This is a genomic window from Pseudomonas sp. LLC-1, assembly GCF_002992185.1.
Lineage (GTDB): Bacteria > Pseudomonadota > Gammaproteobacteria > Pseudomonadales > Pseudomonadaceae > Aquipseudomonas > Aquipseudomonas monteilii.
Map to the genome: position 1 here is coordinate 101704 of NZ_LUVY01000016.1, position 26197 is coordinate 127900.

General features: G+C 63.6%; 17 protein-coding genes. 6 read left to right on the plus strand and 11 right to left on the minus strand.

Annotated features, from left to right (window positions below):
- Positions 1 to 69 precede the first annotated feature (69 nt).
- Positions 70 to 3099, plus strand: a complete 3030-nt coding sequence (locus tag A0O30_RS17470; RefSeq protein WP_105947318.1) for a dermonecrotic toxin domain-containing protein — start codon at positions 70 to 72, stop codon at positions 3097 to 3099.
- Here the strand turns inward: A0O30_RS17470 and A0O30_RS17475 are convergent.
- From A0O30_RS17475 to glnE, 8 genes are all read right to left on the minus strand, one after another.
- Positions 3060 to 4502 (minus strand): lipopolysaccharide kinase InaA family protein, encoded by a 1443-nt coding sequence (locus A0O30_RS17475; RefSeq protein WP_105947319.1) that lies wholly within the window; start codon positions 4500 to 4502, stop codon positions 3060 to 3062. The genes A0O30_RS17470 and A0O30_RS17475 overlap by 40 nt on opposite strands.
- On the minus strand, positions 4502 to 5254 hold the full coding sequence (locus A0O30_RS17480; RefSeq protein WP_105947320.1) for a lipopolysaccharide kinase InaA family protein: 753 nt from the start codon (positions 5252 to 5254) through the stop codon (positions 4502 to 4504). The genes A0O30_RS17475 and A0O30_RS17480 overlap by 1 nt, the downstream gene beginning before the upstream one ends.
- Positions 5251 to 5985, minus strand: coding sequence for a lipopolysaccharide kinase InaA family protein (locus A0O30_RS17485; RefSeq protein ID WP_016714545.1), 735 nt, complete (start codon positions 5983 to 5985; stop codon positions 5251 to 5253). The genes A0O30_RS17480 and A0O30_RS17485 overlap by 4 nt, the downstream gene beginning before the upstream one ends.
- Positions 5985 to 6791 carry a lipopolysaccharide core heptose(I) kinase RfaP gene (gene rfaP / locus A0O30_RS17490; protein ID WP_105947321.1) on the minus strand — a complete coding sequence of 269 codons (807 nt, stop codon included), beginning with the start codon at positions 6789 to 6791 and terminating at the stop codon, positions 5985 to 5987. The genes A0O30_RS17485 and rfaP overlap by 1 nt, the downstream gene beginning before the upstream one ends.
- Complete coding sequence (locus A0O30_RS17495; protein ID WP_105947322.1) at positions 6788 to 7912, minus strand: glycosyltransferase family 4 protein; 1125 nt, start codon at positions 7910 to 7912, stop codon at positions 6788 to 6790. The genes rfaP and A0O30_RS17495 overlap by 4 nt, the downstream gene beginning before the upstream one ends.
- The gene (gene waaC, locus A0O30_RS17500) at positions 7912 to 8970 is read right to left on the minus strand and encodes a lipopolysaccharide heptosyltransferase I (protein WP_105947323.1); all 1059 of its coding nucleotides are present in this window, start codon (positions 8968 to 8970) and stop codon (positions 7912 to 7914) included. The genes A0O30_RS17495 and waaC overlap by 1 nt, the downstream gene beginning before the upstream one ends.
- Positions 8971 to 10020, minus strand: a complete 1050-nt coding sequence (waaF, locus tag A0O30_RS17505) for a lipopolysaccharide heptosyltransferase II (RefSeq protein ID WP_105947324.1) — start codon at positions 10018 to 10020, stop codon at positions 8971 to 8973.
- A gap of 140 nt (positions 10021 to 10160) precedes the next feature.
- On the minus strand, positions 10161 to 13094 hold the full coding sequence (glnE, locus tag A0O30_RS17510) for a bifunctional [glutamate--ammonia ligase]-adenylyl-L-tyrosine phosphorylase/[glutamate--ammonia-ligase] adenylyltransferase (RefSeq protein WP_105947325.1): 2934 nt from the start codon (positions 13092 to 13094) through the stop codon (positions 10161 to 10163).
- Positions 13095 to 13477: 383 nt separating this feature from the next.
- On the opposite strand from glnE, the gene aceE reads away from it, so the two are divergent.
- The 5 genes from aceE (at position 13478) to A0O30_RS17535 (ending at position 22364) form a co-directional block, all read left to right on the plus strand.
- On the plus strand, positions 13478 to 16123 hold the full coding sequence (gene aceE / locus A0O30_RS17515) for a pyruvate dehydrogenase (acetyl-transferring), homodimeric type (RefSeq protein WP_105947326.1): 2646 nt from the start codon (positions 13478 to 13480) through the stop codon (positions 16121 to 16123).
- Between the two features lie 13 nt (positions 16124 to 16136).
- Complete coding sequence (gene aceF / locus A0O30_RS17520; RefSeq protein ID WP_105947327.1) at positions 16137 to 17828, plus strand: dihydrolipoyllysine-residue acetyltransferase; 1692 nt, start codon at positions 16137 to 16139, stop codon at positions 17826 to 17828.
- Positions 17829 to 18209: 381 nt separating this feature from the next.
- Positions 18210 to 20900 (plus strand): bifunctional diguanylate cyclase/phosphodiesterase, encoded by a 2691-nt coding sequence (locus A0O30_RS17525; RefSeq protein WP_105947328.1) that lies wholly within the window; start codon positions 18210 to 18212, stop codon positions 20898 to 20900.
- A 168-nt stretch (positions 20901 to 21068) separates the two neighbouring features.
- On the plus strand, positions 21069 to 21737 hold the full coding sequence (gene msrA / locus A0O30_RS17530; RefSeq protein ID WP_060499122.1) for a peptide-methionine (S)-S-oxide reductase MsrA: 669 nt from the start codon (positions 21069 to 21071) through the stop codon (positions 21735 to 21737).
- Between the two features lie 3 nt (positions 21738 to 21740).
- Positions 21741 to 22364, plus strand: a complete 624-nt coding sequence (locus A0O30_RS17535; protein WP_027615926.1) for a glutathione S-transferase — start codon at positions 21741 to 21743, stop codon at positions 22362 to 22364.
- A gap of 167 nt (positions 22365 to 22531) precedes the next feature.
- Here the strand turns inward: A0O30_RS17535 and creD are convergent, their stop codons facing one another.
- The 3 genes from creD to creB all read right to left on the minus strand — a co-directional run bounded on the left by creD (position 22532) and on the right by creB (position 26172).
- A complete protein-coding gene (gene creD, locus A0O30_RS17545; RefSeq protein ID WP_105947329.1) occupies positions 22532 to 23860 on the minus strand; it encodes a cell envelope integrity protein CreD in 1329 nt (442 codons plus the stop codon).
- Positions 23861 to 24058: 198 nt separating this feature from the next.
- Positions 24059 to 25492, minus strand: a complete 1434-nt coding sequence (gene creC / locus A0O30_RS17550; RefSeq protein WP_105947330.1) for a two-component system sensor histidine kinase CreC — start codon at positions 25490 to 25492, stop codon at positions 24059 to 24061.
- Positions 25492 to 26172, minus strand: a complete 681-nt coding sequence (gene creB / locus A0O30_RS17555) for a two-component system response regulator CreB (RefSeq protein WP_105947331.1) — start codon at positions 26170 to 26172, stop codon at positions 25492 to 25494. The genes creC and creB overlap by 1 nt, the downstream gene beginning before the upstream one ends.
- Positions 26173 to 26197 lie beyond the last annotated feature (25 nt).

A 26197-nucleotide genomic window follows, 5' to 3' on the forward strand; every position in this document is an offset into this window, starting at 1 on the left:
TAGCCGGCTAACACCGCCGTCCTGGCGCCCTGGCGCAGCATGGTCCGCCTTCGCAACAGGAGCCGGACCATGACCACCCTGCCGCATTTTCACACGCTGGATAACCAGCTTGATGCACTGCTACCCCCCATTCATGGCGTCGAGCACAGCCTTGAGCTGACGCTTGCCCAACTGTTCCCGGGCCTTTCCATCAGTGCGCGCACGCTGTTTTTCGGTACGCATCACCTATTGCAACTGGTGGGTTTCCATCTGTTCGACGGTGGCACTTTTCGTCTGCCTGCGGGTAGCCGCATCAGTCATGTCGACTACCCGGCGCTTAGCCTACCTGTCGATTTCAGCAGCCGTATCGGCAGTTTCTGCCAAACCATTCGCCAGCAACTGCACGCGCGCCTGGCAGCGTACTGGCTGGAGCGCAACAGCAAAGGGCTGACGCGCACCGTCAGCCTGGCAGCGCTGTTCCGCGACCAACTGGATGCGGAAATTCGTTTGCGCAGTACCGATCAGACCCTGCCTGCAGCGCATACCCAACTGCTCAGGACGTGCCTGGAACTGCCACAACCTTGGCAGCGACGGCACTTGCCAGTCACCGCGCGCCCTCAGGTTTATCGCCTGCTGCTTACCAGTACTGCACCCAACTGGCGCAGCCATGTGCCGGGTTTTCTGGTGATTACCGAGCAGGGGGCTGAAGGACATACGCTTGAGCACCATGAACCGGTTGGCCGAGCACTATTGTGCAGTATCGCTCACGGCATCGAAGCCTTCGACAACCTGAGCGATCTCCACAAGGAGGTATGCGAGCGTCTGGAAGATCCGCAGCAGAGCGAGCACCTGCTCAAACTCATGATTGCCCCTGCTGACCAGCAAAGCGCGCGTTGCGCGGCGCGTTTACGTTATGACTGGTATACCGAGGACGTGGCCGACTACCTGGCCTCGACCGTGCGTGACGCCCAGGCCAGGCACTTGAGCCATGCCTGGCAACTTGCATGGAAGCAAGGCAAGCAGCGTGATATCGAGCAGCTGGACAACGCGCTTGCCCCTGCACTCGACATACGCAGCGCCGTCGGTAGCCGCGGCCCACTGGCCAACCGCTACGGCCTGCTGCTGGAAAAGCACCTGCCCAATTGGCTGCGCAACACATCGCAGCAAGGTGTCGCTCACATCATGCAGGCCATGCAAGAACAGGTTATGGCCATCGAAGCAGCCAGCGCCCCTGGCATTCTGACGTTGGAACAGTTCAGCCAGCAGCATTCACTGCTGCACTGGGTGAACTTGCGCCTGCGCGAGTATCTGCAACGTGACCCGGGTCTGGACTGCGATCCGCGTGATATCACCATCAGCGTCACCCTTGCCCGCCAGGTTGGGCCGACCGTGAACCCTCTCCCACTGGGCAGTACGGTGGGCTACATTCCGGTGGTCAGCCGACAACAGGTGGGCGCTACCGTCGAACTGGTGAAGCACACCTACCGGTTCGACGAACTGGCGTTGCTGAACATCAGCTGGTTCGATGTGGACTACTGGCTGACTGCCCGGGTCTATCTTCACGGTGATCAACCACTGCCAGCGCTCACCCCACTGCGGGTCAAGCAGATCGTACGGCGCCTGAATGCCGGCAGTGGTTACAAGGCTTACCTGCGCACGCAACTGCTCGACTCGCCTGAAGGCCGCTGGCGCGAGGCAGCCTATGCACAGATCTACCGCGCCCGGCTGAATGCCGAAGCGGTGAAAGCGCACTATGTCGGCCATTTTCTCGCAGACACTTTCGCGCAGGGGTATGGCTGGGCCAGCACGGTCATCAACAACCCCGACAGCCATGCACGCCCACATTACAACGAGCAACAGGTGATCGTTCAGCAACTGCTCGTGCACGGCGATACCTTGATGGGCGTTTTGCTGCTCGTCTCGCCAGAGAACTCGAATCGAATTGTCGTTCATTGCCCTGACGTCCCGGACAGGCGCTATTGGCGTGAGTACCGCAACATCAAAGCGTTGATCCGGGCCCTTCGCGGTGACCTGATGCTGCAGGACTACCTGGTCCAGCGCCTGCCGCAGGCCAGCAGCAAAAAGCTCAAGGCACGGTTGCTCAAGGGGCGGGTAAGTGGCGCATCCATAACACGGCAAACCATCACTGGCGACCTGTATCAGGCACTCTACCGGGCCGAGGTCAGAAACCTGATCGCGCACACCGACTCCGTCACCCGCAGCAATCAGGAGCTGCTGGGGGAGTTCTCGGTCAATGTGCTGCGGCTGGTGCTGGATGTTGTCACCTTCGTACTGCCGCAACGGGCTTTGGTCGCCTTGGCATTTGGCCGTATGGCGATTTCCATATGGGATGGTTTCGAAGCGTTCGACCAAGACGACCATGCGGGCGCCTTGCACCATGCCGTGGCTGCTCTCGGCCATGCCACCGCCGGGCTGAACGATATGGCAGGTTCCAGCTTGATGCGCCGTGCTTTGCGGGGGCTGCCCAAACCGCCGCCGATACCCCTACCTAAACACTACGAAACCGCGCCGGACCTTGCCAGGTTGCGCTACCGGATCGACTCGGTACATGGTGAGGCCGTCTATGAACAACTGTCGGCCAGCCCCGGGCTGACCCAGTACTTCGTGCGGGATAACCTGGGCCGCTACTTCAATGTCAGTTTTGACGGCACCCGTTGGCGAGCCACCGATCCCGACCAGCCTTATGCGTACCTGAAACTGCCGATCAAGCGCAGTCAGGATGGCAACTGGGTAGTGGACTCTCCCATACGCTGGCATGACGGTTTGCCAGACATCACGCAACTGCTCGAACAGTGCCGGCTGGCAACACCGCTCAAGGGCACTGTAGCGATTGAAGACGAACACCTGTTCAACCACGACAGCACACAGTACCTGCAACTGCATAACCATCAGTTGCCAGTACGCCGCCACCTGCTGCCTGGCCACTATCACCTGGTGTTGCCCGCGAGCTTGTCTGGCGTAGTGCCTGCCTGGGCGGTGCTGCGCCACCAGGAGGGTGAATGGCGCATCCGGGTTCGCCAGGCCGGCCGCGGCAGCGACTGGCTGGCGTTACCCTCAAGCTATTCGGCCAGCCTGGGCAGTAGCCGGTCCAGCCGCTGATGCAAAGCGCTGCCACTCGGCCAGTTGCGTAACAGCCGCGCCCGGTCCCGGGCATAGGCCGGGGCGAAGCTGAGCTGGGTGGCGTGCTGGCACATGGCGTCAAGGTCGATCAGCGACCACTGGCCGTTGTCCCAGAACAGGTTATGGCCCTTGAAGTCGCCATGGCTGATGCGTTCGCGGATCAGCTGCTGCATCACATGCACCAGGGCATCCACCTGTTCCTCGGGTGCCTCGCCGCTCTCCACGTAGGGCGCGAAGCAGGCCGTCAGGTCCGGGCCATCGACATACTCGGTGACCAGGTAGGCGCGGCTGCGCAGGCCCATCACCCGCTGTTCCAGCACCGCCAGCGGCTTGGGTGTGGCGATGTCGAGAAATTCCAGGCGGTGGCCTTCGATCCACGAATGCCAGGCACGGCTCGGGCGCCAGAAGCGCTTGAACCAGTGCGCGGTGTTCTTGATGTTGTAGCGCTTGAGCACCAGCTGGCGGCCATTGATCTCGATCCGCGCCACGCTTGCAGCGCCTCCGGTCTTGTACAGGTGGCCCTGGTCGATCAACGCATCGGCCTGCGCCAGCACAGGTTGCATGGCATCGACCTCGCTGCGGCGAATCGCCTGCAAGCCCGACAGGGTGCGCTCGACGCTGAACAGGCTGCACTCGCGGCCGGCCTTTTCCAGGTAATCCTTCTGGCGCCAGTTGCGCACCTTGTCCACCTGCTTCTGCAAGGCCTCCATCGGCAGTGCATGTTCGGCATTGGCCAGCAGGTAATGCACCAGCAGTTCTTCGATGAACGGCTCCAGGCGCTTGGGCAGCTGGGCGAAGAACACGCCGAGGTTTTCCAGCACGCGTGGGCGCGACAGTTGCTGGCCAGGCGTTTCGGCCTTGATGCCAGCACCATCGATCAGGTACAGCTTGCCGCCATGGCGCAGCAGGTTGTCCAGGTGCAGGTCTTCCTGCCACAGGCCCTGAGCGTGCATGTGCGCGACAGCCGTTAGCGCTTCGCCCAGCACCAGGTGTTGCTCGTCGGCCAACACCGGCAGGTTTTCCACCGCAGCCCAGGCATCGGCGAGGCTTTCGGCGCCGTCGAGGAATTCGAACAGCAGCCAGCCGCCCTCGCCTTCCTTGAGGCCGTCAGCCAGCAGCTTCGGCGTGGTCAGCCCCTGTTCGGCCAGCAGCTTCACGCCTTGCAGCTCACGCTGGAAATGCCGGGCGGCGCTACCGCCTACCAGCAACTTGGCCAGCACCGGGGTGCCGCGCCAGACGCCAGCGCCCACATAGCGCTGGCCCGGCAGCACGCGCAGCAGGCTGAGCAGTTGCAGGTCGGCGCTGCCGGCGGCATCAGCCAGGGTGATACTCAGGGGTAACGACGGGCTACGCCCGGCGTCCTTCAGTTCAGACAAACACATCAGCGGGCCTCTTTTTCACGACGGCGTTGCGTCAGGCGTTGCAGCCAGGTATCGACCAGTGTGCTGTCAGCCGGCTGCGCCAGGTAGGTCGCCAGCATCGTGCGCACATCGGCCTCGCCCCAGGCCCGGGCGCGGCGCAGCAGCGGCTCCAGGTCCTTGAGGCGGTCGCGCATGCCGAACAGCAAAGGCCGGGTCTTTTCCAGGTCGATCAGTTGCGCGTCCCAGCCATCGCGGCGTTGGCGCAGGAAGATGTGCTTGGGGTAGAAGCAGCCGTGCACCTGGCCGGCGCTGTGCAGGGTGCGCGCCAGCTGACCGCAGGCCTGCAGGATACCGGTGCGTTCGCCGTCACCTAGCTGCGGCCACTGGGCCAGCAGGCTGTCGAGGTCGGCCCACTCGTCCAGGGCACGGGTCATCAGGATGGCCCGGTGCTTGCCGCCTTGCTTGCGCTCGCCATAGAACACCGCCTGCAAGGCCGGGATGTGCAGCTTCTGGTAGCGGCTGATGTTGCGAAATTCTCGCGCGAAGGTCGGCTCGCCGAACGGTCGGTGCAGGGTGCGGGTCAGGTAGTCGCTCTGGCGCTTGAGGTAGTAGCCCTTGCCTTCGAGCTCCAGGCGGAACACGCTGCTCCAGCCGCCACGGCCCGTGTTGGGTTCGTCCACGGCATCCAGTTGCAGCGCCCACAGCGCCTCGAAGTCGTCCAGGCCATGGCGTTTGAGCAGCGCGAGGTCCGCGCTGGCCAGGTAATCGGTCATTCCCTTCCCTCGAAAAAGCCCAGCACCTGGCGAATGCGCTTCTTGTCACGCACATTCAGCCGGTCGCGGCCACGGTATTGCAGGTAGAAGCGCAGACGCTGGGTGGCCGACAGGTGGTATTTGGCCACTTTGTCCAGGCAGGCCAGGTCCTTGATCATCCGGTGCCGCCACATGAAGCCGCGCCAGAAGTCGCCGGTAGGGCAGTCGATGAAGAATAGCGTGCCTTGGTCATCGACCAGCAGGTTGCGCCACTTCAGGTCGTTATGGGCAAAGCGGTGCTCGTGCATCACCCGGGTATGGCGCGCCAGCTGACGGCTGAGGTGATCGACCCAGGCCCGGTCGGCCAAGCGTGCATCGTTGCGTTCAGCCAGCGCCGACAGGTCTTCGGTGCGCGGCAGCTCACGGGTGATCATCGCCCCACGGCCAAAGGCCAGGCCATTGCGCTCAAGCCCCCACGCCACCACTTCGGCAGTGGGAATACCCCACTTGGCGAACTGCTTGAGGTTCTGCCATTCGGCCTTGATGCGTGGCCGGCCCAGGTAGCGGCGCATGTGCTTGCCGGCCCCGGTGTAGCGTTTGACGTAGTAGTTGACCCCGTCACGCTCGATGCGCACCACCTCGCTGAGCGGGTCGCGGGTCAGGCGCTCGCCTTGCAGGGCAAATACCGCATCGAGGCTGCCGAAGTCCGCCGCCAGGTGTTCATAGCCTGGCGCCAGTGTCCAACCCGCCATCAGAGTGCATCCCCATAGCGTTGCTTGCGGTCGTAGAGTTTCTGCGCCTTGCGGTCCAGCCAGGCGAGCAACCGGGCTTCGTCCTTGAGGATTTGCCGCAGCGGGCGCTGGAAGTAACCCCGCAAAAAGCGCAGCTTGTCGCGCTGGGTCAGGCCGATGTCCAGCGCCGAGAAGTACAGCGCGGCCAGGTCCTTGTCGCGCCAGCGGCGGCTGATTTTCGCTCGGGTCTGGGCACGGTGCAGGTCGATAACCGACAGTTTGAAGTCATCCGCCGTCACCGGGCGGTCGGTGTGCAGCAGGAAGTGGCAGATGTAGCAGTCGCGGTGGTTGACCCCGGCGCGATGCATGCCGCCGGTCATTTTCGCCACTTCGGCGATCAGCGCGCGCTTCAGGCGTGGCGCGGGCGGCTGCTTGACCCAGTCGATGCTGAAATCTTCCAGGCTGATGGTCGGCGCCAGTTCCTCGGTGATGATGAACGAGTGCTGCGCAGCCGGGTTGCTGCCGCGCTCGCCATAGGCAACGGCGGTCATGGTCGGCACGCCCACCTCGTGCAGGCGCTGGATGGCCCGCCATTCCTGGCCGGCACCGAGCACCGGCAGCTTGGCGGTGAACAGGTTCTTGAAGATCTCGCCCCAGCCGATGCCGCGGTGGATCTTGACGAAAAACCCTTCGCCCTCCACCTCGGTACGCAGCGTGCGGCGCCCTTCCAGTTCGCGATAGACCTCGCCTTGCAGCGCCTCGACGGCGTCGAAGGCATCCCGCCCGGCCCACAGGCGCTTGAAGGGCTCGGCCACTATCAGCTTCATGCGGTTTTCTGCCCCAGGATCACGTCGGCAGCATGCTGCGGCATGCTGTACAGATCAGCGGTTTCAGCGAACGCCAGGCCGTTGCGCGACCAACTGGCGCGGGCCTGCGAGTCTTCGAGCATGCGTTGCAGGTAGCCATTGAGCTGGTCCTGTTCGAACGGCTCGTCCAGCACCAGGCCGCAGTCGGCCTCGGCAATGTAGTGGGCGTAGCCGCACACCTTGGACACCAGCACCGGCAGGCCGGCCACCAGCGCTTCGAGCAGCACCGTACCGGTGTTCTCGTTGTAGGCCGGGTGAATCAGCACATCGGCACCCAGCAGGAAGCGCGGGATGTCGCTGCGGCCCTTGAGGAACTGCACCTGGTCGCCCAGGCCCAGGGTGGCGCTTTGCAGCTGGAACACCTTGGGGTCGTCCTGGCCGATCACCATCAGCTTCGTGCGTTTGCGCAGGGCCGACGGCAGTGCGGCCAGCGCCTTGAGGCTGCGGTCCACGCCCTTGGTCTTGAAGCCCGAGCCAATCTGCACCAGCAACAGGTCGTCATCGCCCAGGTTGAATTCCTTGCGGAACTCGGCGCGGATCTCGGCGGCATTGGCCGGCGCACGGCGGTCCTGGGAAATTCCCGGCGGCAGCAGGTGGAAGCGTTCCACCGGGGTGCCGTAATGCTTGATGAACAGCGGCTGCTGCACTTCGGAAATCATCAGCACTTCGGTGTGGGCGTCCTTGGCGAACACCGCACGCTCGTACTCGGCAAAGTGCCGGTAGCGGCCCCAGCGACGGTACAGGCCACCACGCAGGGTCTGCGCCTTGTCCTCGAAGCAGCCGTCGGCGGCGTAGTACACATCCAGCCCCGGCATCTTGTTGAAGCCAATCAGGCGGTCGACCGGGCGCTTGGCCAGGTCGGCGGCCATCCAGGCGCTGAGCTTCTCGTTACGGCGGTGGTTGAAAATCGCCTTCACCGGCGCCACCAGCACTTCAAAGCCCGGCGGAATGTCACCTTCCCAGATCAGCGTGTACACACGGATCTGGTGGCCCCGCTTCTGGCATTCCAGGGCAATGCGCATGAAGTCGCGCTGCAGCCCGCCGAAGGGGAAATATTTGTAAAGCACGAAAGCCAGTTGCATCAACGGACATCCTCAGCCAGCAGCAACGCGCTCAAGCGGCCCGCCACATGCTCGGGATTCAGGCGAGTGAAGCACAGTGGCCACTCGCGTTTCAGATCGAACCGGCGCAGGTCATCGGCGCTCGGTTTGTAGGTGCACTTCTTCTGCAGGCAGGGAGCGCAAGGCCAGTCACTGGCCTGGTGAATCTGGGTCCGTCCGTAGGCGCCAGTCAGGCCCGGGTTGGTCGGGCCGAACAGCGAAATGGTGGGTACATCGAGTGCTGCGGCCAGGTGGCCAAGGCCGGTATCGACCGCCACGCAGGCTTTTGCCGCTGCCAGTACGCGGGCAACGCCGGCAAGGTTCAATTTGGGGAGTACCTGGCAGTTGTTCAAGCCCTGGGCGATACGCTCGGCGCGCGCCTTCTCGGCCGGGTTGCCCCAAGGCAGACGCACTTCCAGCTTGCGCCGGCCCATGCGCTCGGCCAGTTCGCGCCAATAAGCTTCAGGCCAATGCTTGGTTGCCCAGGTGGTGCCATGCAGGAACACCACATAGGGCGCAGCCGGCGGCAGCTGCAGGCGGTCCAGGTCCAGGCCGTAGTTGCCGATGCCTTCCGGCAGGTCGTAGGCCAGGGCCATGGCGAACAACTGGCGCACCCGCTCCACCGCATGCTGGCCGGTGGCAACCGACAGACGCCGGTCATAGAAGCGGCTGGCCCAGCCTTCGCGGGCCGAGTAGCGGTCCAGGCCGGCGACCGGGGCCTTCACGTAGCGGGTCAGCCAGGCCGACTTCACCAGACCCTGAGCGTCGATCACCAGGTCGTATTTGCGTTCGCGCACACGCTGCTTGAACGCCTTCCACTCGCCACTCTTGAGGGTTTGCCAAAGGTTCTTGCGCCAGCGGCGGATGGCCACCGGGATAACCTGGTCGACCGCCGGGTGCCAGCTGGGGATTTCGGCGAAGCCTTCTTCCACCACCCAGTCGAAACGGATGCCCGGGATGGCATGGGCGGCATCGGTAAGCGCCGGCAGGGTGTGAATCACATCACCCAGCGACGAAGTCTTGATGATCAGTACCCGCACTTAGTCGACCTCGGCCACGGTATCGATCAGGTCCGGCCCGCTCAGGCTGTGCAGGGCGGCAATGACTTTGCCCGGCTCCAGCAGGCGCAGGCAGTTGTAGTGGCCGAAACGGCAGGTACGGTCGAAACACGGGCTGCACTCGATGCCGGTGCGCACCACTTCCACCTGCTCGGCCAGCGGCGGGGTAAAGCCGGGCGAGGTCGAGCCGTACACCGCCACCAATGGGCGGTTCAGCGCGGCGGCCACGTGCATCAGGCCGGAGTCGTTGGACACCACGGCATGGGCGCAGGACATCAGGTCGATGGCCTCGGCCAGCGAGGTTTCGCCGGCCAGGTTGGACGACTCTTCACGAAAACCCGGGATCAACCGGTCACGGATCTGCTCACCGACCGGGTGATCTTTCTTCGAGCCGAACAGCCACACCTGCCAGCCCTGACGGATCATCGCGTCGGCCACGGCAGCGTAATGCTCGGACGGCCAGCGCTTGGCCTCACCAAACTCGGCACCAGGGCATAGCGCCAGCACCGGGCGGTCCAGTTCCAGGCCGAACTTGGCCAGCGCGGCTTCGCGGCTTTGCGCTTCGATCTGCAGGCTGGGCCGCGGGTACGGCTGCGGCAGCTCGGCACCGGGCGCGTAGGCCAGGGCCATGAAGCGCTCGATCATCAGCGGGTAGCGGGCCTTGTCCAGCTTGCGCACATCGTTCAGCAGTCCAAAGCGCATTTCGCCGCGCCAGCCGGTGCGTTTGGGGATACCGGCGAAGAACGGCACCAGTGCCGACTTCAGCGAGTTGGGCAGCAGGATGGCCTGGTCGTACTGGCCGGCCAGGGACTTGCCGATGCGCCGGCGCGTGGCCAGCTCCAGCGCGCCGTGGCCGAGCGGGAAGCTCAAGGCCTGGCGCACCTCGGGCATGCGTTCCAGGATCGGCCGGCTCCACTCGGGGGCCAACACGTCGATCACGCAGTCGGGGTGCTGCTGTTTCAGGCACTGGAACAGGGTCTGCGCCATCACCATGTCGCCGACCCAGCTGGGGCCAATGATCAGTATTCTCATGCTTAGTCCAGAAACGCTCGGGGAGGCTACAGACTGCGGTACAGCCTGGCCTCCCCTCTTTATATTCAGGCTATGTGGCGGACAGTGTACCACTCAGGCAAGTCCATGGCTGATCACAGCCCCTGTGGGGACGGTGGCCTTCAGGTCAAACCCAGTTCCCCCCAGATCCGCCGCACTTGACGGCGTTCATCGGCAAACTGCGCCGCGTCGATCACCCCGGCCTGCTTCTGCAGGGCCTGGCGGTGCGAGGCCGAGCGGAACGCCTTGTACACTTCACGCAACAGCACCGCGTCACTGGCCGGCATCAAACTCGCCTGTTCCAGCTCTTCCAGAATGCGGATGTTATCGGTCCATCGGAGTATGGCCGGGTGGTCATGGGACCAGGCCAAAGCGGCGTATTGCACCATAAATTCGATATCGACGATACCGCCGGCATCCTGCTTGATATCGAAGGGCACACCGGCCTCGAACGCGTTAGCCGCAGTGCCCGCAGCTGTGGCCTTGGTCCCCAGGTTGTCACGCATCTTGGCGCGCATTTCACTCACTTCGGTGCGCAGTTTTTCCAGGTCGCGGGCCTGGCCCAGTACCTTGGCGCGCACGCCTTCGAACGCGGTGCCGACCTGTTTGCAGCCCACCAGCACGCGAGCTCGCACCAAGGCCTGATGCTCCCAGGTCCAGGCTTCGTTCTGCTGGTAGCGCTCGAAGGCGCCCAGCGAACTCACCAGCAAACCGGAGGCGCCGGACGGACGCAGGCGCATGTCCACGTCATACAGCTGGCCTGAGTTGGTCTGGGTGGTCAGCAGGTGGATGATGCGCTGGCCCAGCCGGGTGAAGAACTGCGCACTGTCGATGGGCTTGGCACCGTCGGTTTCCTCTTGCGGGTCGCCGTCGTGGATGAACACCAGGTCCAGGTCAGAGCCGTGCCCCAGCTCCAGGCCGCCGACCTTGCCATAACCAATGATGATGAATCCCGGATCGCACAGGCTGCCGTCGCTGCGCTTGGGCTGGCCGTGGCGGGCCACGGTCTGGCGCCAGGCCAGGGCCAGTACCTGGTCGAGGATGGCTTCGGCCAGCCAGGTCAGGTAGTCGCTGACTTTCATCAACGGCAGGTTGCCACTGATTTCCGAGGCGGCCACGCGCAGGCTGTGGGCCAGTTTGAAGTGGCGCAACGCTTCCATCTGCTGCTCCAGGTCATCCTCGGGGATGCGCGTCAGGCGTTCACGCAACTCGCTGGCCAGCTCTGGAGCCAAGGGCGGGCTGAACAGGCGGCCTTCGTTAAGCAGTTCGTCGAGCAGCAACGGGTACAGCGCAATCTGCTCGGCAATCCACGGGCTGGCGGCGCACAAGGTCAGCAGACGGCGCAGGGCACCCGGGTTTTCGGTCAGCAGCACCAGGTAAGCCGAACGCCGCGCCACGGCCTCGACCAGCGGCAGCACACGTTCCAGCACCAGGTCAGGGTTGTCGTGCTCGACCGCCTGGGCCAGCAAACGTGGAATAAAGGCATCCAGCCGCTCACGGCCAATGCGCTGCATAGACCGCAACTGCGGGCTGGAGCGCAGCCCCGCCAAACGCCGCAAGGCTTCGACAGGCTCCTTGAAGCCAGCCTCTTCCAGCTGCCGGCCAGCGGCTTCTTCATCCTGCGCCTGTTCCCACAGTGGCGACCATTCGCCCCCCACCACCAGTTCGCCTTCACCGTCTTCATCATCCGGGTCGGCGATCACCTGGCGGAAGTGCCAGTCGATACGGCCACGCCAGTAGGTCAACTGGTCGTGGAAGCTCTGCCAGTCGGCAAAACCGAGCATGTAGGCCACCCGCGCCTGGTCGGTCTCGCCCTCTGGCAACATTTGCGTCTGGCGGTCGGCAATGGCCTGGATGGCGTGCTCGGTATAACGCAGGAACTCATACCCCTCGCGCAGCTCGGCGACCACCGCCGGCGGCAGGTAACCCTGGCCTTCGAGGGTGGCCAGCACCTTGAGCAACGGCCGTTGCTGCAAGCTCAGGTCGCGCCCGCCGTGGATCAGCTGGAAGGCCTGGGCGATGAACTCAACCTCGCGGATACCACCGGCCCCCAGCTTGATGTTGTCTGCCATGCCCTTGCGCCGCACTTCCTGCTGGATCAACTGCTTCATGGTGCGCAGCGCTTCGATCGCGGAAAAGTCCAGGTAACGGCGGTACACGAACGGGCGCAGCATCTCCTGCAGTTGCGCGCCGGTAGCCTGGTCACCGGCCACCACCCGCGCCTTGATCATCGCGTAACGCTCCCAGTCGCGCCCCTGGTCCTGGTAGTACTGCTCCAGGGCATTGAAGCTGAGCACCAGTGCGCCGGCCGAACCATAGGGGCGCAGGCGCATGTCGACGCGGAACACGAAGCCGTCGACGGTCACCGGGTCCAGCGCCTTGATCAGCCGCTGGCCCAGGCGGGTGAAGAACTCCTGGTTTTCCAGCGAGCGCTTCACCCCTTCGGTTTCGCCGCCTTCGGGGAAGCCGAAGATCAGGTCGATGTCCGACGACAGGTTCAGCTCCACCGCCCCCAGTTTGCCCATGCCCAGCACCACCATGTGCTGCGGCTGGCCGCTGCGGTTGCCGATGGGCGTGCCGAACTGCTGGCAATGGCGCGGGTACAGCCACTGGTAGGCTTCGTCGATGGCGGCATCGGCCAGGTCCGACAGGTCGCGGCACGTCTCGCTCAGTTCGGCCTGGCGGGTGATGTCGCGCCAGATGATGCGCAACTGCTGGCGGTTGCGCTCGCGGCGCAGGTTGCGCGCGAGCTCATCGTCGCTTTGCGCCGCCTGAGCGGCCGCAGCGATGTGCCCGCGCAGCTCACCCGGTGCATAACGGCGCTCCAGCTCGCCACTGGTCAGCAGGCCGAACAGCATGGCCGGCTCGCGCTGGGCCAGGCCCAGGACAAAATCGCTGGCCGCGGCCACCTGGTCGAATTGCTGCCGGTGCAGCGGGCTCCAGGCATTCAGGTCGAGCTCAGGGTGAGCCGCTAGCGCATCGCTGAGAAATTGCTGGTTGCGAGCGACCAGTGGCTGAAGGATGGCGGGCAGATCGGACGGCAAAGGCAGGCGCATGGTCTATCCTTGATCGGCGTGAAATAGAGGGGAAAAAGCGGCCAAGGGGAAGCCGGACCACGGTTGGACTGTCGTACAAAAGTTGGAAATAGCTGAAAAAAACGAAAACTTGGCAACAATCATCAAGAACCACCCGTTCGCGACACAATGCCAACCAACATGAACGTTTTTCCTCACAAGCCAAGGTGCGACCAAACGTCGCACAAATGTAGTTTTACTACTACTCGTGTCGTGTAAATGCATGAAATGCGAAAGCAAATGTAGTAAAACTACAACGCGCCGGAAGACACCCCGGTAATCCAAGAATTCACGACGTCTGCCCATAAGGCCAGTCGCAACTTCAGGCAATCGATTCTGGTTGCCTTTCCGCCCTGGAGCAAGCCATGCAAGACCTCGATCCAATCGAAACCCAGGAATGGCTGGATGCCCTGGAGTCGGTCCTCGACAAAGAAGGCGAAGACCGCGCTCATTACCTGATGACCCGTATGGGCGAGCTGGCCACCCGTAGTGGCTCCCAGCTGCCGTATGCGATCACCACGCCATACCGCAACACCATCCCTGTCACCCACGAAGCACGCATGCCTGGCGACCTGTTCATGGAACGCCGCATTCGCTCGATGGTGCGTTGGAACGCCCTGGCCATGGTCATGCGCACCAACCTGAAAGACTCGGACCTGGGCGGACACATCTCCAGCTTCGCCTCCAGTGCCACCCTGTACGACATCGGCTTCAACTACTTCTTCCAGGCCCCGACCGAAGAACACGGCGGCGACCTGATCTTCTTCCAGGGCCACGCCTCCCCAGGCATCTACGCCCGCGCCTTCATGGAAGGCCGCATCAACGAAGACCAGATGAACAACTTCCGTCAGGAAGTGGACGGCAACGGCCTGTCTTCGTACCCGCACCCATGGCTGATGCCTGACTTCTGGCAGTTCCCGACCGTATCGATGGGTCTGGGCCCGATCCAGGCCATCTACCAGGCACGCTTCATGAAGTACCTGGAAGCGCGCGGCTACATCCCGGCCGGCAAGCAGAAAGTCTGGTGCTTCATGGGCGACGGCGAGTGTGACGAGCCGGAATCCCTGGGCGCAATCGCCCTGGCCGGTCGCGAGAAGCTGGACAACCTGATCTTCGTCATCAACTGCAACCTGCAGCGCCTCGACGGCCCGGTTCGCGGCAACGGCAAGATCATCCAGGAACTCGAAGGCGTGTTCCGTGGCGGTGGCTGGAACGTCAACAAGGTTGTCTGGGGCCGCTTCTGGGACCCACTGTTCGCCAAGGACACCGACGGTGCCCTGCAGCGCCGCATGGACGAAGTCATCGACGGCGAATACCAGAACTACAAAGCCAAAGATGGCGCGTACGTTCGTGAAAACTTCTTCAACACCCCAGAGCTCAAGGCCATGGTCGAAGACCTGTCTGACGACGAGATCTGGAAGCTCAACCGTGGCGGCCACGACCCGTACAAGGTCTACGCGGCGTACCACCAGGCGGTCAACCACAAAGACCAGCCTACCGTCATCCTGGCCAAAACCATCAAGGGTTACGGTACCGGTGCCGGCGAAGCCAAGAACACCGCGCACAACACCAAGAAGGTCGACGTCGATAGCCTGCGTCACTTCCGTGACCGCTTCGACATCCCGGTCAAGGATGCCGACCTCGAAAACCTGCCGTTCTTCAAGCCGGAAGAAGGTTCTGCCGAAGCCAAGTACCTGGCCGAGCGCCGTGCTGCCCTGGGCGGTTTCGTGCCACAGCGCCGTGCCAAGAGCTTCAGCATACCGACCCCGCCACTGGAAACGCTGAAAGCGATCCTGGACGGCTCGGGCGACCGCGAAATCTCCACCACCATGGCCTTCGTGCGCATTCTGGCGCAGCTGGTCAAGGACAAGGAAATCGGCCAGCGCATCGTCCCGATCATCCCGGACGAAGCCCGTACCTTCGGTATGGAAGGCATGTTCCGCCAGCTGGGCATCTACTCGTCGGTCGGCCAGCTCTACGAGCCAGTCGACAAAGACCAGGTGATGTTCTACCGCGAAGACAAGAAGGGCCAGATCCTCGAGGAAGGCATCAACGAAGCCGGCGCCATGTCGTCGTTCATCGCTGCCGGTACCTCGTACAGCTGCCACAACCAGCCGATGCTGCCGTTCTACATCTTCTACTCGATGTTCGGCTTCCAGCGCATTGGCGACCTGGCCTGGGCCGCTGGCGACAGCCGCACCCGCGGCTTCCTGATCGGCGGTACCGCCGGCCGTACCACCCTGAACGGTGAAGGCCTGCAGCACGAAGACGGTCACAGCCACATGATGGCGGGCACCATCCCGAACTGCCGCACCTACGATCCAACCTACGGCTACGAGCTGGCGGTGATCATCCAGGACGGCATGAAGAAGATGACCGAAGAGCAACAGGACATCTTCTACTACATCACCGTGATGAACGAATCCTACCAGCAGCCAGCCATGCCGGCCGGTGTCGAGGAAGGCATCATCAAGGGCATGTACCTGCTGGAAGAAGACACCCGCGAAGCCGCGCACCATGTACAGCTGATGGGCTCCGGCACCATCCTGCGCGAAGTCCGCGAAGCCGCGAAGATCCTACGTGAAGAGTTCAACGTCGGTGCCGACGTGTGGAGCGTCACCAGCTTCAACGAACTGCGCCGCGACGGCCTGGCCGTAGAACGCGCCAACCGCCTGAAGCCTGGCCAGAAGCCACAAGAGACCTACGTCGAGCAGTGCCTGAACGGCCGCAAAGGCCCGGTCATCGCCTCTACCGACTACATGAAGCTGTTCGCCGAACAGATTCGCCAGTGGGTGCCGAGCAAAGAGTTCAAGGTCCTGGGTACCGACGGTTACGGTCGCAGCGACAGCCGCAAGAAGCTGCGTCACTTCTTCGAAGTCGACCGCCACTTCGTGGTGCTGGCTGCTCTGGAAGCCCTGGCTGACCGTGGCGAGATCGAACCCAAGGTTGTTGCAGACGCTATCGTCAAGTTCGGTATCGACCCGGACAAGCGCAACCCACTGGACTGCTGAGGAGTATTTTTAAGTGAGCGAACTCATTCGCGTACCTGACATCGGCAGCGGTGAAGGTGAAATCATCGAGCTGTTCGTCAAGGTCGGTGACCGTATCGAGGCTGACCAAAGCCTGCTGACCCTGGAGTCCGACAAGGCCTCCATGGAAATCCCGGCCCCCAAGGCCGGCGTCATCAAGGAACTGAAGGTCAAGCTGGGCGACCGCCTGAAAGAAGGCGACGAGCTGCTGGTTCTGGAAGCCGAGGGCGCCGCTGCTGCGGCCCCTGAGGCTCCGGCCGCTGCAGCTGCGGCCCCGGCTGCTGCCCCAGCGCCTGCTGCCGAAGCTGCCCCTGCGCCAGCCGCAGCCCCGGCTGCCGCCAGCGTGCAGGACATCCACGTGCCGGACATCGGCTCGTCGGGCAAGGCCAAGATCATCGAAGTGCTGGTCAAGGTCGGCGACACCGTCGAAGCCGACCAGTCGCTGATTACCCTGGAGTCCGACAAGGCCTCCATGGAAATCCCGTCGCCAGCTGCTGGCGTGGTCGAAGAAGTGCTGTGCAAGCTGGAAGACGAAGTCGGCACTGGCGACCTGATCTTCAAGCTGAAAGTGGCAGGCGCAGCCCCGGCTGCCGCTCCGGCCCCTGCTGCCCCGGCGCCAGCCAAGGCTGAGGCTGCTCCGGCAGCCGCACCTGCCGCTGCTGCCCCGGCGCCAGCCAAGGCTGAGGCTGCTCCGGCAGCCGCACCTGCCGCTGCTGCCCCGGCTGCTGCCCCGGCACCGGCTGCTACCGCACCGGCCGCTGGCAGCAACGCCAAGGTTCACGCAGGCCCAGCCGTTCGTCAGCTGGCCCGTGAATTTGGTGTCGACCTGGGCGCTGTTGCCGCCACCGGTCCGCACGGCCGCATTCTGAAAGAAGACGTGCAGGTTTACGTCAAAGCGATGATGCAGAAGGCCAAGGAAGCTCCGGCAGCCGCCAGTGCAACCGGCGGCGCCGGCATCCCGCCGATCCCTGCCGTGGACTTCAGCAAGTTCGGTGAAGTGGAAGAAGTGGCCCTGACCCGCCTGATGCAGGTCGGTGCCGCCAACCTGCACCGCAGCTGGCTGAACGTGCCGCACGTGACCCAGTTCGACTCCGCCGACATCACCGAGCTGGAAGCCTTCCGCGTTGCGCAGAAGGCCGTGGCCGAGAAGGCTGGCGTGAAGCTGACCGTGCTGCCACTGCTGCTCAAGGCCTGTGCTTTCCTGCTCAAGGAACTGCCAGACTTCAACAGCTCGCTGGCGCCAAGCGGCAAGGCCATCATCCGCAAGAAGTACGTGCACATCGGCTTCGCCGTGGACACCCCGGACGGCCTGCTGGTCCCTGTGATCAAGAACGTCGACCAGAAGAGCCTGCTGCAACTGGCTGCCGAAGCGGCTGCGCTGGCCGAAAAAGCCCGCACCAAGAAGCTGTCGGCCGACGAGATGCAAGGCGCCTGCTTCACCATCTCCAGCCTCGGCCACATTGGCGGCACCGGCTTCACGCCGATCGTCAACGCGCCGGAAGTGGCTATCCTGGGCGTCTCCAAGGCGACCATGCAGCCAGTCTGGGATGGCAAGGCCTTCCAGCCTAAGCTGATGCTGCCACTGTCGCTGTCCTACGATCACCGTGTGATCAACGGCGCAGCCGCCGCGCGCTTCACCAAGCGCCTGGGCGACGTGCTGGGCGATATCCGCACCATGCTGCTGTAAGGCAGCCCGCTGCCCCTCCTTGCGAGGGGCAGTACCCTTTTCGAGCTGCCACGCTCGTACCTCAACCCCGTCGATTGGCGGGGCTTTTTTTGCCTGACATAAGGCACATTAGGGCTGCGATGCAGCCCATCGCCGGCAAGCCAGCTCCCACAGGTACCGCGCACAGTTCAGAAATTGCGCTATTCCTGTGGGAGCTGGCTTGCCGGCGATGGGCCGCAAAGCGGCCCTAAAATTTCCAGCCAAACTACAGAATCAGCCCTGACAGCCGATAACCCGTACACAGCATCACGCATGGCCGCTTGCCAGCCCTCGGGACATGATGCAACCTTGCCGAATCTGCCGCCGCCGCAAGGCCGCGTTCCCTCTTCAAGCGAGTCTTCGATGAAAAGCCAACCCGATGCCGCCAGCCGTGTGGCGGCCGAGGTCGTCACGCCGTTACCCGTGCCCTCGCGGCTCGGCATGCTGCGTTTCGAACGGCTCAACGAAGCCACCTGGGCCATGCTCTACCTGGACCCGGCCTGCGAGCGCCAGTTCGGCCTGCACGCCGGCGACCTGTGTGCCTTGGTAGACGCACCCTACGCCAGCCTGATGGAACCCGAAGTTCGCTACCGGTTGCACGACGAGGTCCAACTGCAACTGGCCCAGCGCGGGTACTACCGCGTGCGCTACACCCTGCACACGCCCAGCGCCTCGCTGCGCCTGCTGGAGGTGGGTGAAGCCTACAAGCAGCATAACCGCCAGCTGTTGCGCGGCTACCTGAGCGTGCTCGATGACCAGCAGGACGATACCGGCGAAGCCGACCCCAGCGACCTTGAGTCACGCAACAACCGCCTGCAGCTGGCCCTGCAACTGAACCAGCGCGCCCAGCAAGAGCAGCTGGAACACCTGGAGCGCGTGCGCGGCCAGCAGGACCTGATCCTGCGCCTGGCTCGCCAGCGCTACAGTGCCGGGAACTCGCTGCTGGAAGCTGCCCAGCTGATTACCCGCAGCGCCTGCGAAATCTACAAGGTCGACAGCGCCAGCATCTGGCACCTGGACGACCAGCGCCTGGAACCGATCACCGCCTGGTACCGCGATGCACAGGAGCATCGCCAGCCCGAAGCCATCGATGCCAGCCGTTTCCCCGACTACCTCGACGCGCTGCACGCCAGCCGCGCCATCGACGCCCACAACGCCGGCCACGACCCGCGCACCCGCGCCCTGGCGCAAAGCCTGCGCCCGGAAAACAAGGCCATGCTCGACGCCAGTATCCGTGTCGATGGCCAGGTAGTCGGCGTGCTGTGCCTGGAGCAGACCGGCCAGCCACGGGCCTGGCAGTCGGACGAGATTGCCTTTGCAGGTGAGCTGGCCGACCAGTTCGCCCAGGTCATCACCAACCACAACCGGCGCACTGCGGCCAGCGCATTGCACCTGTTCCAGCGTGCCGTCGAGCAAAGCGCCAGCGCCTTTTTGCTGGTGAACCGCGATGGCCGGGTGGAGTACGTCAACCCGAGTTTCACCGCCATCACCCAGTACAGCACCGAAGAAGTGCAAGGCCGCCACCTGGGTGAGCTGCCGGCATTGGAGAACCTCAGCGAATTGCTGTTCGACTCGCCGTCGAGCCTGGCCATGGGCAACAGCTGGCAGGGCGAGTTCAAGAGCCGGCGCAAGAACCTAGAGCCCTACTGGGGCCAGTTGTCGATTTCCAAGGTGTACGGCGATAACCGTGAGCTGACCCACTACATCGGCATTTACGAAGACGTCACCCAGACCAAGCTGGCCCAGCAGCGCATCGAACGACTGGCCTACACCGACAACCTGACCAACCTGGGCAACCGCCCGGCGTTCATCCGCAGCCTGGACGAGTGCTTTGCCCGCGATGGCGAAAGCGCGATGTGCCTGCTGCTGGTGGACATCGACAACTTCAAGCGCATCAACGACAGCCTTGGCCACCAGACCGGCGACAAGCTGCTGATCAGCCTGGCCCGCCGCCTGCGCAACAGCTTGCACACCGGCGGTATCCTGGCGCGCTTTGCCAGTAACGAGTTCGCGGTATTGCTTGACGACACCAGCCTGGAAGATGGCCAGGGCGTTGCTCAACAATTGCTGCGCACCCTCGACAAGCCGATGTTCGTCGACAACCAGTTGATCAACGTCACGGCCTCGGTGGGCCTGGCCTACGCGCCGCTGCACGGCGCTGACCCGGCCAGCCTGATGAAAAACGCCGGCCTGGCGTTGCACAAGGCCAAGGCCAACGGCAAGCATCAGGTGCAGGTGTTTACCGAAGTGCTCAATGCCGAAGCCAGCTACAAGCTGTTCGTCGAGAACAACCTGCGCCGTGCCCTTACCCAGAACGAGCTGGAAGTCTTCTACCAGCCCAAGATCTGCCTGCGCAGCGGTCGCCTGCTGGGGCTGGAAGCGCTGTTGCGCTGGAACCACCCCGAGCGCGGCATGATCCGCCCGGACCAGTTCATCAGCGTGGCAGAAGAAACCGGCCTGATCATTCCCATTGGCAAATGGGTGATACGCCAGTCATGCAGCATGAGCCAGCAACTGCGCGAGGCCGGCTTGGGCAACCTGCACGTCGCGATCAACCTGTCGCCCAAGCAGTTTTCCGACCCCGACCTGGTAGCCTCTATCAGCACCATCCTCAAGGAAGAAGCCCTGCCCCCGCACCTGCTGGAGCTGGAACTGACCGAAGGCCTGCTGCTGGAAGCCTCCGAAGATACCCACCGCCAGCTGGACGAGCTGAAGGCCCTGGGCCTGACCCTGGCCATGGACGACTTCGGCACCGGTTACTCGTCACTGAGCTACCTGAAGAAGTTTCCGATCGACATTCTCAAGATCGACCGCAGCTTCATCAATGAGATCCCCGACAACCAGGACGACATGGAAATTACCTCGGCGGTGGTGGCCATGGCGCATAACCTCAAGTTGAAGGTGGTGGCTGAAGGGATCGAGACGCCAGAGCAGCTGGCGTTTCTGCGCAGGCACCGCTGCGACGTGGGCCAGGGTTACCTGTTCGACCGGCCGATTCCGGGGCGGGAGCTGGCTGAGCGGCTGAAACGCTATCCGCGTGGCCCGGTGGCCTGACAGCAGCTCAAACCTCGGGCACTATAGAGACCATTCGGGCCCTATCGCCGGCAAGCCAGCTCCCACAGGGACCGCACAGATTTCCAGACCTGTGGTATCCCTGTGGGAGCTGGCTTGCCGGCGATGGCCCCACCACCTATCCAACTGAATAAACACAGAGGAACGGCCATGGTCCTGCGTTCGGAAATCCTGGTGAACAAAAACGTCATGCCAACTGCGGAACAGGCGCTGCCTGGCCGCGAAACGCCAATGGCCCTGCCCGAGTTCCACTACGTGTTCGAAGGCACCCCGCTGCTCGGCCCGTTCTTCGAAGGCGCCATCGACTTCGCCATCTTCGGCCTGGGTTGCTTCTGGGGCGCCGAGCGCCGCTTCTGGCAGCGCGAGGGCGTAGTCAGCACCGTGGTCGGCTACGCCGGCGGCTTCACCCCAAACCCTACCTACGAAGAAGTCTGCTCGGGCCTGACCGGCCACACCGAGGTGGTGCTGGTTGTGTTCGACAAAGACAAAGTCAGCTACCGCGAGCTGCTGGCCATGTTCTGGGAGCTGCACAACCCCACCCAGGGCATGCGCCAGGGCAATGACGTCGGCACCCAGTACCGCTCGGCCATCTACTGCACCAGCCCGGAACAGCTGGAACAGGCCAAGGCCAGCCGCGACGCCTTCCAGGCCGAACTGAGCAAGGCCGGCTTTGGTGAAATCACCACTGAAATCGACCAGGCGCCGACCGTGTACTTTGCCGAGGCCTACCACCAGCAGTACCTGGCCAAGAACCCGGACGGCTACTGCGGCATCGGCGGCACCGGTGTATGCCTGCCACCCAGCCTGCAGGGCAATTGAAGCATGAGCACGATGACCCTGTTCCACTCGCCGTTGTCGCCTTTCGTGCGCAAGGTCATGGTGGTGTTGCATGAGACCGGCCAGCTTGAGCGGGTGCAACTGCAGCCGGTGAACATCAGCCCGGTAAGCGGCGACCCGCAGCTCAACCAGGACAACCCGATCGGCAAGATCCCGGCCCTGCGCCTGGAAGACGGCACCGTGCTGCATGACAGCCGGGTGATCTGCGAGTACCTCGACCTGCAACACGTCGGCCTGCCGCTGTTGCCGCGAGAGGGCTCGGCGCGCTGGCGGCGCATGACGCTGGTGTCGCAGGCCGATGCGATCATGGATGCGGCGGTGTCGTCGCGCTATGAAAGCTTCCTGCGGCCCGAAGACAAACGCTGGGATGGCTGGTTGCAGGCGCAGGGCGACAAGATCCGCCGTAGCCTGGCCAACCTGGAGCAGGAGCATTTGCCCGAGCTGATGTCCGGGTTCGACCTGGCGGCAATTGGCGTGGCTTGTGCGCTGGGGTATCTGGATTTGCGTCAGCCGGAGTTTGGCTGGCGTGAGCGCCAGCCTGGGTTGGCGGCGTGGTATGCCGAGGTGGCCAAGCGACCGTCGATGGTCGCTACCTCTCCAGTGGCCTGACAGGGCCTCTTCGCGGGCACGCCCGCTCCCACAGGGTATGGCGCCAATTTCAAGATGTGCGCCGTACCTGTGGGAGCGGGCATGCCCGCGAAGGCCTCACCTAGGTACAACAGGAAACAGCTGCCCGACCCTCTGGGCCAACCACCGCCCAATCTCTCTGTCCTCCCTCATGCCGCCCTCCCCACCCGCGCCCAGTCCAGCCGCCGGGTCAGCACCATGAACACCCCCAGCAAGCCAAAGCACAGCAGCGAGCCCATCAGCAGCGCATAATCCTCGGCGCTCAGCAGCCCGTAGAGCAGCGCATACAACGCCGCCAACCCCGCCGCAAAGCCAACCCCTCGCGCCAGGCTGCGCAGCACATGGCTGAGGTAAAAGCCGATCAGCAGCACGCACGCCGAGGCCGACAACCCATACGCCAGGCCGAACCCGATGTGCTCGGACAACGACAGCAACAACAGGTAAAAGAACGCCAGTGCCACCCCCACCAGGATGTACTGCACCGGGTGTACGCTCAGGTTTTTCAGCACTTCGAACAGGAAGAAGCCGGCAAAGGTCAGCGCAATGAACAACAGCGCGTATTTAATCGCCCGTTCGCTTTTCAGGTACTGGTCCACCGGGTCGACAAAGCTCACGCCGAAGCTGCGTTCACTGAAGTCGGCGCACTGCCCGGCAATGGCGCATTGGCGCAGGGCGTCTTCAAGGTTGGTGGCAAAGAACGAAGTCTGCCAATGGGCGCTGAAGCCCTGGGCATCGATGTCGCGGCGGTTGGGCAGGTAGCTGCCGACGAAGCTTGGATGCGGCCAGTTGGCGCGCATGTCCACGCTGCTGGTGCGGCCCACGGGCACGATGTGCAACTGGCCAGTGCCTTGCAGCGCCAGATCGAAGCCGTAGCTGAATTCCCGCGCCTGCAGGCCGTCCAACGCTGGCAGGCTGGCATGCACGCCGCCGCGCATCCAGTCGAGCCGGGTACCGGCCTCGAACGGCACCTTTTGCTCATCCATGCTCAGTTCCAGGCCGTTCTCGATGCCGCGGATATCGCTGATGCCCACCACCAGGAACGGCTTGTCGAAGCGGTAATCGTCGAAGTCCTTGTCGATGCCCCAGCGCTCCGGGAGCTTGAAACGGCCGCTGATGCGGCCTTTGGCGTGGAACAGGCGGGCCTGGTAGATACCTCGGGCACGCAGTTCGGTGTCCACACCCAGGTCGGCGTCAAAGGTTTCCGGCAGGAAGTACAGGTGGCCGGCAACAGTGCTGGTTTCCTGAGTACGCTCGCCATCCTTTTCGATCCAGCGGCGCTGGTACTTGCGGTACGGCACCACCAGCAGCGGGCCGCTGAGCTGCTGGTCGAAGCTGGCACTTTGCGCGATGTCGCGCAGTACGTCGTCGCGCATGGCCTGGCGCTCATCGATCAGGCCGTTGATCAGCAGCAACGGGATGAGCAGCAGCACTATGAGCACGGCGATCATGCCGAGTTTGTAACCGAGGGTCTTGGTCATGGGGCCTCCTGTGGCAGTGGGCGCAGTGTCTGCGCCTTGCGTGGAGGCTTCAGGGAGGTTGTGTGGAGATCGTGTGTACTTTCAAGGGCCTCATCGCCGGCAAGCCAGCTCCCACAGGCCTCCACAGCTTTCAAGCCTGGCGCTGTACCTGTGGGAGCTGGCTTGCCGGCGATGGGCTGCAAAGCAGCCCCGGCTATCTCAGCTGATACGCCGCACCGGCAGCCACAACCTCACCCGCACGCCACCATCGACGTTATCCACCGCCAACGCCCCACCATGCAGCTGCATCACTTCAGCCACAAAGTTCAGCCCCAAGCCGGTGCTCTTGCGCCCACTCCCTGGCCGCGGCAGCGAGTAGAACCGCTCGCTGACCCGCCCGATGGCATACGCCGGTATCGCCTGCCCTTGGTTGAACAGGCTCAACGCCACCCGCTCGCCATCGCGTTCAAGGTCGAACAGCAGCGCCCCCCCTTCGGGGGTGAAGTCCAGCGCGTTATCCAGCAGGTTGGCCAGCGCCTGGCGCATCAGGAACGGATCACACAGCAAACGCAACCCGGCAGGCACCCGCTGACGCACGTGCAGACTGGCCCCGTCGATGCGCGCCGCATGGGCCAACAACAACTCGTCCACCAGCGCCGCCAGTGCCACCTGCTGCTCGTCTTCCAGCGCCTGCATCTGCTCGACCCGGGCCAGGTTGAGCAGACGCTCGACCATCTGCTGCAAGCGTTCGCTCTCACGCTCGATATTGCCGGCAAACCGCGCGCGCTGGTCGGCCGGCATGTCGTCCTGCAACAGCTCGGACGCCCCGCGAATGGCCGCCAGCGGGCTTTTCAGCTCGTGGGTCAGGGTATGCACGTAACGCTCGACATAGGCCTTGCCCTCCAGCTGCGTGCGCATGCGTTCCACGGCCTGGGCCAAATGCGCCAGCTCGCCGCCCTTGTAATGGGGTAACGCAGCACGCTCGCCTTCGCTCACAGCCTGCGCATAACGAGCCAGCCGACGCAACGAGCGCGACAACCACCACGACAACGCTGCACCGATCAGCAGGCCAAGCCCGATCAGTCCGAGGCCCAGGGTAAGCAAACGCTGTTCGGAGCGGTCGATGTACGGTTGCAGCGAGCTGTTGGGCTTGGCCACGGTGACCACGCCGATGACCTTGCTCTCATCCACGATCGGTGCAGCCACATGCATCACTGAGGTGCTTTCATCGCTCGGGTCGCTGCGGGTCGAGCGGGCGCCGTACTCGCCACGCAGGGTCTTCAGCACGTCATTCCACTGCGAATAGTCCTTGCCCAGGGCCTCGCCGGTGGAATCCAGTAGCACGATACCCTTGGCATCGGTGACATAGATGCGGTGGCTGACCTGGGTTTTGGCCAGGCCCCAGATTTGCGCGCCTGGGCTACGCGTGCCATAGGCCTTGAGCACTTCGGGCAGATGGCTTTGGTTCAGGGTACCGGCCTTGACGTCATCACGCAGGATCTCGGCCAGCAGGTTGGCGGTGTCTACCAGTGTTTCTTCAGACGACTGGCGCACCACCGGACGAATCTGTTCGCGCACGGTATTGAGCAAAAAGTAGCCCGCCAACCCGACGAACAGGAAGTACACCAGGAAAATCCGGATGCCCAGGCGCATCAGGCATGGTCCGGGCTGTAGCTGTAGCCGAGGCCGCGGTGGGTCTGGATCGGCTCGGCGTCGCCCGCTACCTGGCGCAGTTTCGCGCGCAGGCTCTTGATATGGCTGTCGATGGTGCGCTCGTAGCCCACATCGGAGGCCACGCCCAAGGCGTCGAGCAACTGTTCGCGGCTGAACACCCGCTGCGGTTGTTCCAGCAGGGATTGCAGCAGACGGAACTCGTGGCGGGTCAGGGTGAGTGGCTGGCCACGGTACGTGATCTGCATGCGCAGGGTGTCGAGCTGGAACAGCGAAGTATCGGTGGCAGGCTCGGCCCGGGGCGCCATGCGCTTGAGGATCGCGCGTACCCGTGCGGCCACTTCGCGCGGGCTGAAGGGTTTGACCACGTAGTCGTCGGCACCGATTTCCAGGCCTACCACCCGGTCGATCTCACCGTCGCGGGCACTGAGGAACATCACCGGCACCTCGGTGAAACGGCGCAACTGGCGGCAGGTTTCGAAGCCACTGATGTCGGGCAGGCCGATGTCGAGGATGATCAGGTCGGCCGGGCGCTGGCGTTGCTGGTCGAGGGCGGCGCTGCCCAAGGTCACCCATTCGGTGCTATGGCCGTCTGCCTGAAGGGCATAGACCAAGGTGTCGGCGATGGCGGCTTCGTCTTCGACGATGAGGATATGGGGCATCGAGCTACAAGCCTCAAGCTGCAAG

What these genes read in the sequence shown, in the direction of transcription:
- A0O30_RS17470 (WP_105947318.1), top strand. Translation starts at nt 70, where the DNA reads ATGACCACCCTGCCGCATTTTCACACGCTGGATAACCAGCTTGATGCA.
- A0O30_RS17475 (WP_105947319.1), bottom strand. Translation starts at nt 4,502, where the DNA reads ATGTGTTTGTCTGAACTGAAGGACGCCGGGCGTAGCCCGTCGTTACCC.
- A0O30_RS17480 (WP_105947320.1), bottom strand. Translation starts at nt 5,254, where the DNA reads ATGACCGATTACCTGGCCAGCGCGGACCTCGCGCTGCTCAAACGCCAT.
- A0O30_RS17485 (WP_016714545.1), bottom strand. Translation starts at nt 5,985, where the DNA reads ATGGCGGGTTGGACACTGGCGCCAGGCTATGAACACCTGGCGGCGGAC.
- rfaP (WP_105947321.1), bottom strand. Translation starts at nt 6,791, where the DNA reads ATGAAGCTGATAGTGGCCGAGCCCTTCAAGCGCCTGTGGGCCGGGCGG.
- A0O30_RS17495 (WP_105947322.1), bottom strand. Translation starts at nt 7,912, where the DNA reads ATGCAACTGGCTTTCGTGCTTTACAAATATTTCCCCTTCGGCGGGCTG.
- waaF (WP_105947324.1), bottom strand. Translation starts at nt 10,020, where the DNA reads ATGAGAATACTGATCATTGGCCCCAGCTGGGTCGGCGACATGGTGATG.
- glnE (WP_105947325.1), bottom strand. Translation starts at nt 13,094, where the DNA reads ATGCGCCTGCCTTTGCCGTCCGATCTGCCCGCCATCCTTCAGCCACTG.
- aceE (WP_105947326.1), top strand. Translation starts at nt 13,478, where the DNA reads ATGCAAGACCTCGATCCAATCGAAACCCAGGAATGGCTGGATGCCCTG.
- A0O30_RS17525 (WP_105947328.1), top strand. Translation starts at nt 18,210, where the DNA reads ATGAAAAGCCAACCCGATGCCGCCAGCCGTGTGGCGGCCGAGGTCGTC.
- msrA (WP_060499122.1), top strand. Translation starts at nt 21,069, where the DNA reads ATGGTCCTGCGTTCGGAAATCCTGGTGAACAAAAACGTCATGCCAACT.
- A0O30_RS17535 (WP_027615926.1), top strand. Translation starts at nt 21,741, where the DNA reads ATGAGCACGATGACCCTGTTCCACTCGCCGTTGTCGCCTTTCGTGCGC.
- creD (WP_105947329.1), bottom strand. Translation starts at nt 23,860, where the DNA reads ATGACCAAGACCCTCGGTTACAAACTCGGCATGATCGCCGTGCTCATA.
- creC (WP_105947330.1), bottom strand. Translation starts at nt 25,492, where the DNA reads ATGCGCCTGGGCATCCGGATTTTCCTGGTGTACTTCCTGTTCGTCGGG.
- creB (WP_105947331.1), bottom strand. Translation starts at nt 26,172, where the DNA reads ATGCCCCATATCCTCATCGTCGAAGACGAAGCCGCCATCGCCGACACC.